Source organism: Catenuloplanes niger (assembly GCF_031458255.1).
Taxonomy (GTDB): domain Bacteria; phylum Actinomycetota; class Actinomycetes; order Mycobacteriales; family Micromonosporaceae; genus Catenuloplanes; species Catenuloplanes niger.
Map to the genome: position 1 here is coordinate 8,447,080 of NZ_JAVDYC010000001.1, position 15,082 is coordinate 8,462,161.

Genomic DNA, 15,082 nt, shown 5'->3' on the forward strand with positions numbered 1-15,082 from the left:
GTCAGCTCTTCGGCATGAGTACGGTGTCGATGATGTAGACGGTCGCGTTCGAGGTCTGCACGTTGCCGCAGACCACGGCCGCGTTGCCGTTCACCGTGAACGACTCACCGCTGCCCGCGACGGTCAGCTCGCCGCCCTGCAGCGTGGTGTGCGTGCCCGCGAGGTCCGTCGGCGCCAGCTTCCCGGACACCACGTGGTAGGTGAGGATGTCGGTCAGCTGCTTCTTGTCCGCCAGCACCTTGTCCAGGTCGGCCTTCGGGATCTTCCCGAAGGCGTCGTCGACCGGCGCGAAGACGGTCAGCGCGGGCGCGCTGTTCAGCGAGTCGACCAGGCCGGCCTGCTTGACCGCGCTGACCAGCGTGCTCAGCAGCGGGTTGCCGGACGCGGCGGACGCGACGGGCACCTGCGCCATCGCCTGGAAGCTGCCCGCGTTCGCCGGGTCGGTGGGCACGGCCGCGCAGCCGGGGCCGAACTCCGCCGCGGCCATCGCCGGTGCGCTGCTCGCCATCGCGGTGGCCATGGGCGTGGCCTCGCCGGTCGCGCCCGTGCTGGTCTCCGCGTCGTCACCCTGGCCGCAGGCCGCGAGCCCGAGGCAGAGAGTAGCCGCGCTGGCGACCGCGATCATACGAATCGTACGCATGGTGAAATGTCCCCTCATAGCGTTGTGAGTCCGGGTCAGGACCGTTGTGAGGGATTCGGTGACCACCGGCCGGCGGATGGGTCCTTATTTCGGCGAAGTCCCCCGAACGGACCTCAGATGTGCATCCACACCCGACACAACCCCCGGCGAAACGCCTGATTGCCCAGCTCACCGCGCCTGCCGAACCACCTCGGGCGCGCACTGCACATGTCTCGCGGCGGGCGCGGCGGGCGGCATCCCGGCGTCGTGCCGCTCGTTCGTGGTCGGGCGGACCGCGGACCGGAATTCGGCGGATGCGGAGCCGGCCGCGCCCGGGACGGGCGGTCACCAGGGGACGGGGCCCTCGTCGGAGAGGAACGCCGCGGTGGTGCGGTCGTCGGTGGTGGCGAGGCCGACGGCGACGGCGGCGCCCTGGGCGGCGGTGCGCTCGACGGGGATGCCGAGGGCGGCGGTGAAGTCGGTGGCGCAGGCGCCGGGCGCGATCGCGTTGACGGTGATGCCGTCGTCGGCGAGCGCCTTGGCGTACTGGACGGTGAGCATGTTCAGGGCGGTCTTGGAGACCGGGTAACCGGCCATCGTCGCGCGGATCGCGAACGAGTGGGCCGGGTCGGTCGTCCGGGCCATCGACGCGGTGCCGCTGGAGACGTTGATGACGCGCGCGCCGGAGCCGCGGCGCAGCAGCGGCAGGAACGCCTCGGTGACGCGGATGACGCCGAGGACGTTCGTGTCCAGCACGGAGCGGACCGTGTCCAGGTCGACCGCGCCCGGGACCTGCCGGAAGCCGCCGGAGATGCCGGCGTTGTTGACCAGGACGTCCAGCCGACCGTAGCGGTCCGCCACCTCGCGGGCGGCCGCGGCCACGGACGCGTCGTCGGTCACGTCCAGCGTGATCGGGTACGCGCCGATCCGGGCGGCGGCCGCGGCGCCCTTCTCCGGGTCGCGCGCGGCGATCAGCACGGTCAGGCCGTGTCCGGCGAGGCCTTCCGCGATCGCCGCGCCGATGCCCTTGTTCGCCCCGGTGACCAGGGCGATCCTCTCGTCTGTCATGCGGTCATCCGACCATCGGGACGCGGCCCGCTCCAACATCGATCGAGTCCCGATCGATACCCTGACGGTATGGACGACGTGGAGACGCGCGAGCTGCGGTACTTCGTCGCGGTCGCGGAGGAGCTGCACTTCGGCCGCGCGGCCGCGCGGCTCGGCATCGCGCAGCCGCCGCTGTCCCGGGCGATCCGCCGCCTCGAGCACCGCCTCGGCGTGCCGCTGCTGGAACGCACCAGCCGCTCGGCCCGGCTCACGCCGGCCGGCGAGGTGCTGCTCGCGGAGGGCCGGACGGCGCTCGCCGCGGTCGCGGCCGCGGTCCGGCGCACCCGGTGGGCCGGGCGGGAGACGCCCGGCCTGCGGCTCGCGATGAAGCCCGGCGGTGACGGCGGGCTGCTGCCCGGCATCCTCGACCGGTACGCGGAACAGCCCGGCGCGCTCCCGGTGGACCTGGTCTTCTCGCACCACGAGCGGGCCGCGATGGTCCGCGACGGCCGCGCCGACCTGGCGTTGCTGCACCACCCGCAGAACGACCTGACCGGCCTGGACAGCGAGCCGCTGCACACCGAACGCCGGGTGCTGGCGCTCGCCGCCGGTCACCCGCTCGCCGCCCGGGACACGCTCACGCTCGCGGACCTGGCCGGGTTGCCGATGTCGCGGTGGCGGGAGGCCGCGGTCCCCGCGCCCGGCCCGCTGGTCACCGACGTCGGCGAGTTGCAGCAGCTGGTCGCGCTCGGTCGCGCGGTCGCCCTGGTCCCGGAGTCCGCGGCGGACCACCCGTCGGCGGGCATCGCCTACCGGCCGGTGCTCGACGCGCCCCCGTCCACGCTCGTCCTCGCCTGGCCGGAGAACAGCCGTTCGCGCGACATCGCCGCGTTCGTCACCGCCGCCCGCGCCGCCGTGCCGCGCCGTCCGGCCGCACAGGCCGTCTGATCAGGCCACCTGATCAGACGGCCTGATCAGGTCAGCGGGCGGTCGATCTCGTGGTCGCGGCCGCTGCGCAGGGTGGCGGTGTGCCGGTGGACCTGGTTGATGACGAAGAACTCCCACTGGCGGCACGTCGGGCACAGTTCGGCGCCGGCGACCGGCCACAGGTCGATCGCGGCCGCGGTGGAGGGGCCGGTGACGTAGACGCGGTGCGGGGTGACCGGGTCGGGGACCAGGCGCTCGAACGGCTCCCAGTCGGGGTGGCCGCCGCGCAGCCGGCGGCCGACCAGGCGGAAGCCGGTGCCGGTGTACTCGCAGCGGTCGACCAGGTCGTACCGGAGCTGGGCGAGCCAGCCGGCGGACTCGAGGGTGCGCTGGACGACCGGCTCGATCCGGGCGATCTCGTCCTCCAGCTCGTGCGCGGGCTGGACGCCGAAGGAGTGGCCGGAGTCGTTGCGGAACCTGAGGGCCCGGGTGAGCAGCGCGTGGGTGCCGTCGTCGTCGAGGACGCCGTCGAGCTCGGGCAGCTCGGGCACCGCGCCGGGCGTGCGCAGGTCCTTGATCATCCAGTTCCAGGTGCCCCAGGTGGCGCTGCGCTCGAACCTGCGGCGCAGTTCGGCCGTCATCCGGTCGCCGTTGCGGCCGACCAGCACGGCAAGAGCCAGGCCCCCGATCGTACGGGCGACCGACTCACCCAGCTTGAGCAGCGCCTCCTTGCGCTGGGCTGGTGAGGCGGCGATCCGGTAGTGGCGGGCCAGGGCGGCGATCGGGAACGGGTACGCGTACTCGGCGCGCCAGAACGGGTCCTCCAGCGGTTGCAGCAGCTCCGTGGTGAGGGCCGCCGTGGCGAGTGCGACGCCGACCGTGCGCCGGGTCGCGGCCAGGTCGGCGCGGGTGCCCTCGAACACGTTGGGCAGGATGCCGGCGGTGATCCGGGCGAGGTCGGCGCGGGACCGGCGGAGGTCCTCGAGGTGGTCGCTGAACGTCTCGTCGTCGAGGATCTCGGCCGGCACCGGCAGATCGGTGAGCGGGTGGAGGCGGTCGTCGTACCCGGCGTTCTGCGGGGCGTTGAGGAACTCGCACAGCGCGCGCCCGGTGCGGCGACGCGGCCGGAGCACGAACATGTGGGTGAAGGCCTCGCCGAACCCGGGCGGCAGCAGGTGCCAGTCGCCGGCGTCGCCGACGACGTCGCCGGCCGCGCACGGGGTGAGTGCCGACGTGGTCAGGACGGTGTCGAGATCGGCGGCGGAGAGGTCGGGCCGGTCGAGATCCTCGGCGGTGAGCAGCGGCCGGCCGGAGTCGGTGGGAGGGACCGGCCGCAGGACCTCGGCGACCGAGGAGAGCGGCGCGTAACCGTCGCCGAGCGCGATGGAGAAGAACGCGAACGGGCGGATCTCGTAGCCGACGCGGGTGACGTCGCCGACGACCCGCTCGAAGCGGAAATCGGCGACCGGCACGACCGTGGCGACGTCCGGCGCGACGGTGCCGGTCGCGGTGGCCGACCGCCGGATCGCGACGATCTCGGAGATCTGCTCGGTCGTCAGGTATCTGCTCTTGTCGGCGATCGCGCGGCGCATCGCCGCGAAGCGCCGGCGGCAGTCCATCAGGATGACGTTGCCGGCGCGGTCGGGCTCCTTCCGGTTGGTCAGCACCCACACGTACGTCGGGATGTGCGTGTGGTAGAGGAGCCGCTCGGGCAGGGCCACCACGGTTTCGAGCAGGTCGTTCTCGAGGATCCAGCGACGGATCTCGGACTCGCCGGTGCCGGGCTCCCCGGCGAACAGCGGGCTGCTGTTGAAGAGGACGGCGAGACGGCTGCCGCCGTCCTCCGGCGGGCGCATCTTGGCCAGCAGGTGCTGGAGGAAGAGCAGCGAGGCGTCGTTGATGCGCGGCAGGCCGGCGCCGAAACGGCCGGCGTCGCCGAGCGCGGCCTCCCTCGTGACCTCCGCCGCCACCTTCTTCCACTCCAGGCCGAAGGGCGGGGCGGCGACCAGGTAGTCGAAGGTGGCGTCGGGGTGGGCGTCCGCGCCGAGGGTGTCGCCGAGGGCGATGCCGCCGGGGTCGAGCCCGTGCATCAGCAGCGTGGCGGAGGCCAGTGCGGACGATGCCGGGTCGAGATCCTGGCCGGACAACTCCACCGGGGTCGGCCGGCCGACGGCGGCCCGGAGCTCCATGAGGGACCCGCCCGCTCCGCAGACCGGGTCGTAGACGCGGACCGGGGCGGTGCGGCGCGCCAGCCGGTCGGCGTCGGGCGCGACGATCAGCGCGGCGAGCAGGGCGGTCACGTCCGGCGCGGTGAAGTGGTCTCCGCCGGCGTCGGCCGCGATCTCGGCGGAACGGCGGACCAGCGTGTCGAAGACCGCACCCATCTCGGCGTCGGAGAGGACCCGCTCGCCGAGGTCGAGCGCGGCGAACCGCGCGAGCACCGGGGGCAGGAGGCCGGCGTCGGCGAGTCGCGCGGCGACGGCGTGCAGGCCGAGCCGGGCCAGCAGGCCGGCCGGCTCCGCCGGGGCGTCGTCGGGCACGGCGCGGAGCGCTTCGCGCGGGTCGCTCCCGGCGTGCGCCCGGTGGACGAGGCTCCGACCGCCGAGCAGACCGAGGCACTCGAGGCGGCGGAACACGGTGAAGGGGAGGAGCACCGAACCGTACTCACTCGGGCGGAAGTCGCCTCGCAGAAGGTCGGCGACGGACCAGATGAGGTCGGCCAGATCCTGCGAGCCGTCTCTCACTGCCGCACTCCATGGTGGCCGGTGTCAGCGCGGATCGCTGGACCTGTCCGACAGTCTTACCACCGGGGTCCGACACGTTCGCGGGCGGAGTCTCGGGCGTCCACCGGGCGGCCCAGCCGACCGGACGGGGTCTTCGCGGGGTGCCGGCCGGGCGCAGCCCGGCCGGCACCCCGGCTCGTGCGCCCACGGCACGTGCAGGGAGGCCGCCCGCGGCCGACCGGTGCCCGCGGGAGCATGCGGCAGCGGAGCCGCCGGGAGCGGGCAGCGGCAGCAGATCGTGATCTGCCCACCGTGCGGTCGGCGACGCCGTGGTCAGTCGCGCATGACGCTGCGGGACCGGCCGCCGGACGCGGCGCTGGCCAGCGCGAGCACGGCGACGACCGCGCCGGTCGCGTAGCTGGTGCGGGCGGCGACCAGGTCGGTGCCGTAGCCGAGCAGGAACGGGGAGGCGATCAGCCAGATGCCGAGCACCAGGTGGACCAGGCCGAGCCGGCTGGTCCTCGGCGGGGACCCGAGGCGGGCGACGGCCAGGATCGCGATCACCGCGCCGCTGATCAGCGTGTTCCAGAACGCGGCGCCGTCGTGGCCGAGGACGAACGGTGCGACGACCAGCCAGACGCCGGCCACCAGCACGCCCACGTCGGTGATCAGCGAGAGGCGGCCGCCGGCCGGTCCCGGGTAGGTGGGTGGCGCGGTCTCGTGCGCGAGTTCGTGGCCCGGCGGGCGCTCGCGGTTCTCCGGGCCCTTGATGTCGGTCATGATGGTCCTCTGTGTGCCTGGAGGGGTGGGGCACCGGTTCGGCTACCCCACCCGCCGGGGCACAAACCGGTTACGCGGGTACGGGGTTGCGGGCCGTGGCGTAGGCGGCGGAGCCGATCAGCTCCATCGAGACCTTCAGGCGCTCCAGGCTGATGTTCTTGGCGATCGTGTCCTCGGGGCTGTGGTACGGCGGTTCGAGGATCGCCGGGGACTCCTCGCCGCGCCAGGAGAAGTTCGCGGACGCGATGCCGACCTCCTGGAACGACTGGTGGTCGCTGGAGCCGCGCAGCGTGACCGGGGAGATCCGCGGCGCGTAGCCGAGGCGTTCCGCGGCGGCGGCCACCTCGTCCGTCGCCCGGTTGGCCAGGCCGGTGAAGGAGAGCAGCCAGTAGCGGGTGGCCGGGTTCCAGCTGGTGGCGACCATGTCGTTCTGGAACACGGCGACGATCCGGTCCCGTTCGGCCTGCGGCAGCTGCGCCACGTAGTAGCGGGAACCGATCAGGCCCTGCTCCTCCGAGCCCCACAGCCCGAACCGGAGCGTCGCGTTGACCGGCAGCCGGCGCAGCACCCGGGCCAGTTCCAGGTTGAGGACGGTGCCGGAGCCGTCGTCGTTCGCGCCGGGCGCGCCGATCACGGTGTCGTAGTGCGCGCTGACCATGACGACCGGGCCGGTGCCGTCGCCCGTGCGCCGCTCCGCGAGCACGTTGTGCGAGGTCAGGCCGCGGTGCGCGGTGGTGGTGACGGTGAGCTTGCGCAGCCGGCCGGCGGTCAGCAGCGCGCGCAGCCGGTGCTTCTGCGCCTGGGCCACGCCGACCACCGGGATCGGCACCGGCGTGGTCGCGGACCCGGGCAGCGTGGGGCTGAACGCGGACGCGCGCCGCGGCTCGACCAGGTCGGCGGGCAGGAAGATCACGGCCGCGGCGCCGCGGGCGACCGCGAGCGCGACCACGGCCTCCCGGTTCGCGGCCACGTAGTCGACCAGCAGGATCGTGCGGCGCACGGTCTCCGGGTAGTCGGCGGGGCCGCCCGCGCCGGCGTCCAGCACCTCGCCGCGCACCGTGCCACCCAGGCCGCCCTGCGGCGACGCGCCGGCCTGCCAGCACAGGTCGCGGGGCAGGCCGCCGGGCGCGTCCAGGTCGGCGAGGAACTTGTCCGCGACCGGGAACGGCTGGAGCGTGGTGTCGTAGCCGAGCCGGTCCAGGGTGTGCGCTATGTAGTCGGCCGCGCGTTTCTCCGAGCGGGTGCCACCGATCCGCGGGCCGATGCCCTCGGACAGCACGCGCAGGTGCTCGAGCGCGCGGCGGGCGGACACCTCGCCGGCCACCCGGCGGTCTCCCGGGGTCAGCGCCGGCGGGCGGACCGCGCCGGGCCGCTGGTCGCCGACCGCCCAGGCGGGGGCGGGCAGCGCGACGCCGGCGGCGCCACCGGCCGCGAGCGCCAGCATCCGGCGGCGGCTGAGAAAGGACTTCGAGGCTGGGGTTTCCAAGGCTCCTCCTGGATCCGGGGGCGGGTGACCACCACAGGAAGAGACTAGGGTCGATCTTGATGCCGGTCTATTACATGTCTGAGAATTGCACGGTACGACAAAGGGGCTAGCCTCCTAGGATGCGCTACGCGCGGTGGCGTGCGGCACGCGGGCGCGCAAGGGGTGGGGCAGTGGGAGGTCGTGCATGGGTCAGCGGTCGCGCAGCCGGTCGCGCAGCGCCGCGGCGATCTCGCCGGCCGCGGTGAGCTGTTCCGGCGTGAGCGCGTCGACGAACAGCTCCCGGACCACCCGCAGGTGCGGGATGGTCGCCGCGTGGAACGCCGCGCCCCCGTCCGGCGTCATCACGATCAGCGCGCCGCGGTTGTCGCCCGGCGCGCCGGTGCGGGTGATCAGGCCGCGCCGTTCCATCCGGCCGAGGTGGTGCGAGAGCCGGCTGCGTTCCCAGCCCACCCGGGTGGCCAGCTCGGAGGAGCGCAGGCGGGTGTCCGGCGCCTCGCTGAGCGTGAGCAGCACGGTGTAGTCGCCGGCGCCGAGGCCGGTGTCGTCGTGCAGGCGGCCGGTCACCCGGGTGCGCAGGGCCTCGGTGGCCTCGATGAACTCGCGCCAGATGTGCAGCTCGTCACGATCGGGCAGTTTGCGGGGCATAAAGCTCGACCTCCGGTAGTTGACGTGTCCATCATAGCAACGATTGACGTGTCAATGACCTCGGAGGGCAGCGCCATGATTCTCGGACTGGACACGTTCGGCGACGTCCCGGAGGACGACCACGGCACGCTGGTGTCGCACGCGACCGCCGTCCGGCAGGTCGTCGAGGAGGCCGTGCTCGCCGACCAGCTCGGCGTGGACGTGATCGCGCTCGGCGAACACCACCGCCCGGAGTACTCGATCTCCACGCCGGAGACCGTGCTGGCCGGCATCGCCACCCGCACCGAGCGGATCGGGCTCGCGTCCGGCGTGACCGTGCTCAGCTCGGACGACCCGGTCCGGGTGTTCCAGCGGTTCGCGACCGTGGACGCGCTCTCCGGCGGCCGGGCGCAGCCGATCCTCGGGCGCGGCTCGTTCACCGAGTCGTTCCCGCTGTTCGGCTACGACATGAGCAAGTACGACGTGCTGTTCGAGGAGAAGCTCGACCTGTTCGTCAAGCTCCTCGACGAGAACCCGGTCACCTGGAAGGGCACCACCCGGCCCGCGCTGGAGGACATGGACGTGTTCCCGAAGACCGAGTCCGGGCGGATGGACGCCTGGGTCGGCGTCGGTGGTTCGCCGCAGTCGGTGGTCCGTACCGCGCAGCACGGCCTGAAGTTGATGCTGGCCATCATCGGTGGCGCGCCGGAGCGGTTCGCGCCGTACGTCGACCTCTACCGGCGGGCCGCGGAGCAGCTCGGCACGGCCGCGCACCCGGTCGGCATGCACTCGCCCGGCTTCGTCGCGGACACCGACGAGGCGGCGAAGGAGCTGTTCTACCCGCACTACAAGGTGCAGCGGGACCGGATCGGTGCGCTGCGCGGGTGGCCGCCGCTGCGCCGCGCGGAGTTCGACCACGAGGTGGAGCACGGGTCGCTCTACATCGGCGCGCCGGAGACGGTGGCCCGTAAGATCGCCCGCGCGGCGAAGGCGCTCGACGTGGGGCGCTTCGACCTCATCTACACCGTCGGCGCGCAGCCGGTCAGCGCGCGGCTGCGCGCGGTCGAGCTGCTCGGTTCCACGGTGTTCCCGATGGTTCGCGACATGATGACGGAGAAGTAGAGATGACGACCCTGGGGATCCTCGGCGCGGGCAAGGTCGGCACGGTGCTGGCCCGGCTCGCGGTCGCGGCGGGTTACGACGTGCTGATCGCGGGTTCCGGCGACCCGGCGAAGATCCGGCTGATCGTGGAGATCCTGACGCCGGGCGCGGTCGCGGTCTCCGGGGCCGAGGCGGCCGCGCGTGCCGACGTCGTGGTGCTGGCGCTGCCGCTCGGGAAGTACCGGTCGGTGCCGGCGGACGCGTTGCGCGGCAAGCTGGTGATCGACGCGATGAACTACTGGTGGGAGGTCGACGGTGTGCGCGACGACCTCACCGACCCGCGCACGTCGTCGAGCGAGACGGTGGCGTCGTTCCTGACCGGTGCCCGCGTGGTGAAGGCGTTCAACCACATGGGCTACCACGATCTGGAGGAGGGTGCGCTGCCGGCCGGCGCGCCGGGGCGGCGGGCGATCGCGATCGCCGGCGCGGCGGACGACGCGGCGGAGGTGGCGGCGCTGGTCGACGCGCTCGGCTTCGACCCCGTGCTCGCCGGGCCGCTGGCCGAGGGGGTGCGGATGGAGCCCGGCACGGAACTGTTCGGCGCGAACGTGGACGCGGCCGAGGTGCGGGCGATGCTGGACCGGTTCGCCGGCTCCGAGCGCGGCCGGGTGGTGACGGCGGCGCGCGCCGGGACGGTCTGAGCGGGCGGGCGGTGGCGTCGCGCCGCCGCCCGCCGCCGGTCAGCCGATCTCGCGGGTGAGGTAGACGCCGAGCGGGTGCACCGGGTACGGCCCGAACGTCTCGATCCGCCGGTAGCCCGCCCGCTCGTAGAAGCGGATCGCGTCCGGTTGCCGCACGGTGGTCGCCATCCGGACGGTGGCCACGCCGCGGGCGCGGGCCCGGTCCTCCAGCGCGCGCAGGATCGCGGTGGACGCGCCGGTGCCACGCGCCTCCGGTGCCACGTACATGCGTTTCACCTCGGCCGTGCCGTCGTCCAGCAGGCGCAGCGCGCCACAGCCGACCGCCGCGCCGGCCGCGTCCCGGGCGACGACGAACGCGTCGACGTTCTCCGCGGTCGGCTCGACCGGTTCGCGTTCCTGGACGTCGCTGAAGAGCGCGAACAGCTCCGCGCCCATCGCCGCGCGCAGTCGCACGCCCTCCGCGTCGTCGAACGGCACGTCCACAATGGTCGTCGTCATGACTCTCCGATCAGTTCACGCTGTGCGTGAAAGATCAGAACAGTCCGCCGGGGTACGCCGGAAATGCCGATCGGGCTGGACGCCCATGCCGGGGGAGCATGTCCCCGGGCTGCTTGTCCCCGGGCGGCTTGTCCCCGAGTCGCTTTCCCCGGGCTTTCGGTCCGGTCTGGTGGCATGTGAGCACGCGGGCGCCCAGCGGTGTCCCCAGCAATCCCGCCGGGTGCCCGCCTTCACCGCCTACCGGAAGGCAGAGGACGCACATGCGCATCACCACCCTGATCGGACTGGCCGGTGCCGGCGTGGCGACCGCCGCGGCCGTGGTGCTCGGTTCCGCCGCGCTCGCGGCCGAGCCGGTGCCCGGGACCGTGGCCCGGATTGTCGTCGTCGACACCACGCCGACCGACTGCCCCGCCGAGTCGAGCCGGGCGGCGCTGTGACCGCGACCGCGGTGGAACTCACCGCGCACCAGGCCGCCGCCAAGCAGCTCGAACGGGTGCTGTTCGAGGTCAAGCGCGTGATCGTCGGACAGGACACGCTGGTCGAGCGGCTGCTCGTGGCGTTGCTCGCGGAGGGGCACCTGCTGCTCGAGGGCGTGCCCGGCGTGGCGAAGACGCTCGCGGCGGAGACGCTCGCCACCGCGGTCGGCGGCACGTTCGCCCGGATCCAGTTCACCCCGGACCTGGTGCCGTCCGACATCCTCGGCACCCGCGTCTACCGCGCGTCCCGCGAGGAGTTCGACGTCGAGCCCGGCCCGGTGATGGCCAACCTGGTCCTCGCCGACGAGATCAACCGGGCGCCCGCGAAGGTCCAGTCCGCGCTGCTGGAGGTGATGGCGGAACGCCAGGTCTCGATCGGCGGCCGCCGCCACCCGCTGCCCGCGCCGTTCGCGGTCCTGGCCACGCAGAACCCGATCGAGTCGGAGGGCGTCTACCCACTGCCCGAGGCACAGCGGGACCGGTTCCTGATGAAGGTCGTGGTCGGCTACCCCACCGAGGAGGACGAGCTCGGCATCCTCTACCGGATGGGCGCCGACCGCCCGTCCGCGCACCCGGTCCTCGACCCGGCCCGGCTGGTCGCGTTGCAGCGCCTGGCCCGCGGCGTCTTCGTCCACCACGCGCTCGCCGAGTACGTGGTCCGGCTGGTGATGGCCACCCGCAACCCGTCCCGGTTCGGCAAACCACAGATCACCCCGCTGCTCGGGTACGGTGCCAGCCCGCGCTCCACGCTCGGCCTGGTCGCCGCGGCACGCGCCCTGGCGCTGGTCCGCGGCCGGGACTACGTGCTGCCGTCCGACGTCGGGGAGATCGCCGTCGACGTGCTCGCCCACCGGCTCGTGCTCTCCTTCGACGCGGTGGCGGACGGCGTCGACCCGGCCGCGCTGGTCCGCGAGCTGATCGCGGCGGTGCCGGTCCCGCGGATCGCGCCGGCCCGCCAGGACGACGGCCACGGTCTCGGCGCCGCCGCATGACCGCGCGGGACGCCACGGTGCGTGGCGGGCTCGCGACCTCGGAGCGGCGGCTGCGGCGGCTGGAGCTGACCGTGATCCGGCGTCTCGACGGGCTGCTGCGCGGCGACCACCTCGGGCTGCTGCCGGGCCACGGCAGCGAACCGGCCGGCAGCCGCGAGTACCGGGCGGGCGAGGACGACGTGCGCCGGATGGACTGGGCGGTCACCGCGCGGACCGGGACCGCGCACGTGCGCACCACCGAGGCCGACCGGGAGCTGTCCACCTGGGTCCTGGTCGACGGCACGCCGAGCATGGACTTCGGCACGGCCGCGCTGACGAAGCGGGAACTGGCGTTGATCGCGGTGGCCGCGGTCGGTCATCTCACCGCCCGGTCCGGCAACCGGATCGGCGCGCACCTGCTGCGGGCCGGCGACGTCCGGCGGTTCCCGGCCCGGGCCGGCCGCGCCCACCTGAACGCGTTGCTGCGCGCGCTGATGTCCGGCGTACCGGCCGGTCCCGGTTCGCCGGCCACCGCCGGCGCCCGGCCGGGAACCGGTGGGCACCCCGGCTCCCGGCCGGGCACCGGCCCTTCGGCGGCGAGTGCCGGTGGAGGTGGCGGGATGTCGCTGGCCGACGGGATCGACGGGTTGCGGCGGGGCGCGCGGCGGCGTGGGCTGGCCGTGGTCGTCTCCGACTTCCTGGACGGCGTGCCGGCCGGGCCGGGCGCGCCCGGCTGGGAGCGTCCGATGCGCCGCCTCGCCGCCACGCACCAGGTGCTGGCCGTGGACATCGCCGACCCCCGCGAGCTGGAGCTGCCGGACGTCGGCCTGATCACGCTGACCGACCCGGAGACCGGCCGGGTCCGGGAGATCTCGACCGGCAGCCGCCGGCTGCGTGCCCGTTACGCCGCGGCCGCGGCCGAGCAGCGCGCCGCGATCCGCGACGCCCTCCGCCGGGCCGGTGCCGCGCATCTGCCGCTGCGCACCGACCGGGACTGGATCACGGACATCGTGCGGCACGTCCACGCCCACCGCCGCCTGGCCCGCGCCACCCGGCCGATGCCGGGCGTGCGATGACGGGCGTGCCGGGCGGCCCCGCGCGGCCGCCGGGCGCGCGCCGGGCGGATCGACCGACTCATCGGAGAGGGGACCGACGATGACGTGGCAGTCACCGGAGCGGCTGTGGCTGCTGGCGGCGGTGCTGCTGCTGGCGGCCGGATATCTGGTCGTGCAGCGGCGCCGCGGCCGGTACGCGGTGCGCTTCACCAACCTGGCCCTGCTCGACACGGTCGCGCCGAAGCGGCCGGGCTGGCGGCGGCACGTGCCGGCGAGCCTGTTCCTGGCCATGTGCGCGTTGCTCGTGGTCGGCTTCGCGCGGCCGTCGGACGAGGTGCGGGTGCCGCGGGAGCGGGCGACCGTGCTGATCGCGGTCGACGTGTCCGCGTCGATGGCGGCGACGGACGTGGCACCGGACCGGCTGGCGTCGGCGAAGGCGGCCGCGCGGGAGTTCGCGGCCGGGCTGCCGGAGCAGTACAACGCCGGGCTGGTCGCGTTCGCCGGCACGGCCGCGGTCCTGGTGCCACCGGGCACGGACCGCGCCCGGCTGACCGCCGGCATCGACCGGATCGGCATGGAGTCGACCGGCCGCCCGGGCACGGCGATCGGCGAGGCGGTCGCCGCGTCCCTGGCCGCGGTCCAGAGCCTCGGCACCGGCGGCACCGGTGGGGACGACACCGACGGGCAGGTCCCGGCCCGGCTGGTGGTGCTCTCCGACGGGCAGAACACGGCGGGCCGGGCCCCGTCCGAGGCGGCGGCGGAGGCCGCCCGGCTCGGCATCCCGGTGGACACGATCGCGGTCGGCACCACGTCCGGCGACATCCAGCTCGAGGGGCGCAGCACCGCGGTGCCGGTCGACGGGCAGACGTTGCGGGCCGTCTCCGAGCAGACCGGCGGCCGGCACTTCGAGGCGGGCAGCGCGGACGAGCTGCGCGCGGTCTACGCGGACATCGGCAGCCTGGTCGGCTTCGAACTGGAACGTCAGGACGTCTCCTGGCGCTTCATCGGCGCCGGCCTGGTCCTCGCGCTGCTCGCGGCCGGCCTGTCGATGCTGTGGTTCTCCAGGCTTCCCTGAGCACGGCGCGCGGGCCGGGTCGCCGCCCGGTGACGCGGTGCCCGCGGGTGAGTCAACACCCTCCAGTGACCAGGCTGGCCGCCGGCGAAGGGCGGCGCGGCCGATGCGGAAAGGACGGATGCGATGTCGGTACCGACGATCGGGCTCGGTGAGCCGCGTGGACCCGCCTTCGAGTCGCCCGGGGTCGCCGCCGGGGCGGACACGGCACCCCCGGAGGCGCGGGACGCGACGGCGAGCCGGCGCGCCGTACCGGTGAAGGGGTTGCTGGCGGGCCTGGTGGTGGTCGCGGTCTCCGCGGGGACGGGCGCGGCCGCCGGGACCGTCGCCGCGCGCGACGACGACGCGGTGACCGCGGTCCCGGCACCGGCGCCCGGCGGCGGCGGGGGCGGGGCGGTGCCGGCGGATCTGGTCGGCGCGGCCGCGGCGGTGCTGCCCGGGGTCGTCTCCGTGCAGGTCAGGGGCGGGCGCGGGACCGCATCCGGCTCCGGGTTCGTCTTCGACGCGGCCGGGCACGTGGTGACGAACAGTCACGTCGTCGCGGACGGCGGCGCGATCAGCGTGGTCGGCCAGGATGGGCGGCGGCGGGACGCGGAGCTGGTCGGGCGCGATCCGGCCAGCGACATCGCGGTGCTGCGGGTCGACGGCGGGGCCGGGACACCGCTGCGGCTGGCGGCGGCGGGACACACCCGCGTGGGCGAGCCGGTGCTCGCGGTCGGGTCGCCGCTCGGGCTGTCCGGGACGGTCACGGCCGGGATCGTCAGCGCGCTGGACCGCGAGGTGCGGCTCGGCGGCGCGGGCGGGCGGCGTACGGCGGTGCAGACGGACGCGTCCATCAACCCGGGCAACTCGGGTGGGCCGCTGGTGAACGCGCGCGGCGAGGTGGTGGGCGTGAACACGGCGATCGCCACGCTGGAGGGCGGCGGGTCGATCGGCATCGGGTTCGCGATCCCGATCGACCGGGCCGCGCAGGTCGCGCAGAGCATCATCCGCGCGGGATAG

15 protein-coding genes are annotated in these 15,082 nt (G+C 74.5%); 8 read left to right on the plus strand and 7 right to left on the minus strand.

Features of this window, described 5'->3' with window-relative positions:
- Window position 1: 1 nt before the first annotated feature.
- Both J2S44_RS37135 and J2S44_RS37140 read right to left on the minus strand, forming a co-directional pair.
- Window positions 2–640, minus strand: coding sequence for a fasciclin domain-containing protein (locus J2S44_RS37135; RefSeq protein ID WP_310424203.1), 639 nt, complete (start codon window positions 638–640; stop codon window positions 2–4).
- A gap of 324 nt (window positions 641–964) precedes the next feature.
- Complete coding sequence (locus J2S44_RS37140) at window positions 965–1,687, minus strand: SDR family NAD(P)-dependent oxidoreductase (RefSeq protein ID WP_310424206.1); 723 nt, start codon at window positions 1,685–1,687, stop codon at window positions 965–967.
- 69 nt (window positions 1,688–1,756) lie between these two features.
- Between J2S44_RS37140 and J2S44_RS37145 the strand changes: the two genes are divergently transcribed.
- Window positions 1,757–2,614, plus strand: a complete 858-nt coding sequence (locus J2S44_RS37145) for a LysR family transcriptional regulator (RefSeq protein ID WP_310424209.1) — start codon at window positions 1,757–1,759, stop codon at window positions 2,612–2,614.
- A 26-nt stretch (window positions 2,615–2,640) separates the two neighbouring features.
- Here J2S44_RS37145 and J2S44_RS37150 read toward each other — a convergent pair whose 3' ends face one another.
- The 4 genes from J2S44_RS37150 to J2S44_RS37165 form a co-directional block, all read right to left on the minus strand.
- Window positions 2,641–5,337, minus strand: coding sequence for an N-6 DNA methylase (locus J2S44_RS37150; protein WP_310424212.1), 2,697 nt, complete (start codon window positions 5,335–5,337; stop codon window positions 2,641–2,643).
- A gap of 312 nt (window positions 5,338–5,649) precedes the next feature.
- A complete protein-coding gene (locus J2S44_RS37155; RefSeq protein ID WP_310424215.1) occupies window positions 5,650–6,096 on the minus strand; it encodes an SPW repeat protein in 447 nt (148 codons plus the stop codon).
- A gap of 70 nt (window positions 6,097–6,166) precedes the next feature.
- Entirely contained in the window at window positions 6,167–7,582 is a 1,416-nt protein-coding gene (locus tag J2S44_RS37160; RefSeq protein WP_310424218.1) for a M28 family peptidase, read from the minus strand.
- 189 nt (window positions 7,583–7,771) lie between these two features.
- The gene (locus J2S44_RS37165; RefSeq protein ID WP_310424221.1) at window positions 7,772–8,227 is read right to left on the minus strand and encodes a MarR family winged helix-turn-helix transcriptional regulator; all 456 of its coding nucleotides are present in this window, start codon (window positions 8,225–8,227) and stop codon (window positions 7,772–7,774) included.
- Window positions 8,228–8,302: 75 nt separating this feature from the next.
- Between J2S44_RS37165 and J2S44_RS37170 the strand changes: the two genes are divergently transcribed.
- Window positions 8,303–9,328 (plus strand): LLM class flavin-dependent oxidoreductase, encoded by a 1,026-nt coding sequence (locus tag J2S44_RS37170; protein WP_310424224.1) that lies wholly within the window; start codon window positions 8,303–8,305, stop codon window positions 9,326–9,328.
- A gap of 2 nt (window positions 9,329–9,330) precedes the next feature.
- Complete coding sequence (locus J2S44_RS37175; RefSeq protein WP_310424227.1) at window positions 9,331–10,008, plus strand: NADPH-dependent F420 reductase; 678 nt, start codon at window positions 9,331–9,333, stop codon at window positions 10,006–10,008.
- A gap of 39 nt (window positions 10,009–10,047) precedes the next feature.
- Here the strand turns inward: J2S44_RS37175 and J2S44_RS37180 are convergent, their stop codons facing one another.
- The gene (locus tag J2S44_RS37180; protein WP_310424230.1) at window positions 10,048–10,506 is read right to left on the minus strand and encodes a GNAT family N-acetyltransferase; all 459 of its coding nucleotides are present in this window, start codon (window positions 10,504–10,506) and stop codon (window positions 10,048–10,050) included.
- 260 nt (window positions 10,507–10,766) lie between these two features.
- On the opposite strand from J2S44_RS37180, the gene J2S44_RS37185 reads away from it, so the two are divergent.
- From J2S44_RS37185 to J2S44_RS37205, 5 genes are all read left to right on the plus strand, one after another.
- Entirely contained in the window at window positions 10,767–10,943 is a 177-nt protein-coding gene (locus tag J2S44_RS37185; RefSeq protein WP_310424233.1) for a hypothetical protein, read from the plus strand.
- Window positions 10,940–11,974 (plus strand): AAA family ATPase, encoded by a 1,035-nt coding sequence (locus tag J2S44_RS37190; protein ID WP_310424236.1) that lies wholly within the window; start codon window positions 10,940–10,942, stop codon window positions 11,972–11,974. Before J2S44_RS37185 ends, J2S44_RS37190 begins: the two co-directional genes overlap by 4 nt.
- Window positions 11,971–13,029: a DUF58 domain-containing protein gene (locus J2S44_RS37195; RefSeq protein ID WP_310424239.1), complete on the plus strand. Its 1,059-nt coding sequence runs from the start codon at window positions 11,971–11,973 to the stop codon at window positions 13,027–13,029. The genes J2S44_RS37190 and J2S44_RS37195 overlap by 4 nt, the downstream gene beginning before the upstream one ends.
- A gap of 79 nt (window positions 13,030–13,108) precedes the next feature.
- A complete protein-coding gene (locus J2S44_RS37200; protein WP_310424243.1) occupies window positions 13,109–14,083 on the plus strand; it encodes a VWA domain-containing protein in 975 nt (324 codons plus the stop codon).
- A gap of 123 nt (window positions 14,084–14,206) precedes the next feature.
- A complete protein-coding gene (locus J2S44_RS37205; RefSeq protein WP_310424246.1) occupies window positions 14,207–15,082 on the plus strand; it encodes a S1C family serine protease in 876 nt (291 codons plus the stop codon).

What these genes read in the sequence shown, in the direction of transcription:
- J2S44_RS37175 (WP_310424227.1), top strand. Translation starts at nt 9,331, where the DNA reads ATGACGACCCTGGGGATCCTCGGCGCGGGCAAGGTCGGCACGGTGCTG.
- J2S44_RS37170 (WP_310424224.1), top strand. Translation starts at nt 8,303, where the DNA reads ATGATTCTCGGACTGGACACGTTCGGCGACGTCCCGGAGGACGACCAC.
- J2S44_RS37155 (WP_310424215.1), bottom strand. Translation starts at nt 6,096, where the DNA reads ATGACCGACATCAAGGGCCCGGAGAACCGCGAGCGCCCGCCGGGCCAC.
- J2S44_RS37165 (WP_310424221.1), bottom strand. Translation starts at nt 8,227, where the DNA reads ATGCCCCGCAAACTGCCCGATCGTGACGAGCTGCACATCTGGCGCGAG.
- J2S44_RS37200 (WP_310424243.1), top strand. Translation starts at nt 13,109, where the DNA reads ATGACGTGGCAGTCACCGGAGCGGCTGTGGCTGCTGGCGGCGGTGCTG.
- J2S44_RS37195 (WP_310424239.1), top strand. Translation starts at nt 11,971, where the DNA reads ATGACCGCGCGGGACGCCACGGTGCGTGGCGGGCTCGCGACCTCGGAG.
- J2S44_RS37180 (WP_310424230.1), bottom strand. Translation starts at nt 10,506, where the DNA reads ATGACGACGACCATTGTGGACGTGCCGTTCGACGACGCGGAGGGCGTG.
- J2S44_RS37135 (WP_310424203.1), bottom strand. Translation starts at nt 640, where the DNA reads ATGCGTACGATTCGTATGATCGCGGTCGCCAGCGCGGCTACTCTCTGC.
- J2S44_RS37205 (WP_310424246.1), top strand. Translation starts at nt 14,207, where the DNA reads ATGTCGGTACCGACGATCGGGCTCGGTGAGCCGCGTGGACCCGCCTTC.
- J2S44_RS37145 (WP_310424209.1), top strand. Translation starts at nt 1,757, where the DNA reads ATGGACGACGTGGAGACGCGCGAGCTGCGGTACTTCGTCGCGGTCGCG.
- J2S44_RS37185 (WP_310424233.1), top strand. Translation starts at nt 10,767, where the DNA reads ATGCGCATCACCACCCTGATCGGACTGGCCGGTGCCGGCGTGGCGACC.
- J2S44_RS37140 (WP_310424206.1), bottom strand. Translation starts at nt 1,687, where the DNA reads ATGACAGACGAGAGGATCGCCCTGGTCACCGGGGCGAACAAGGGCATC.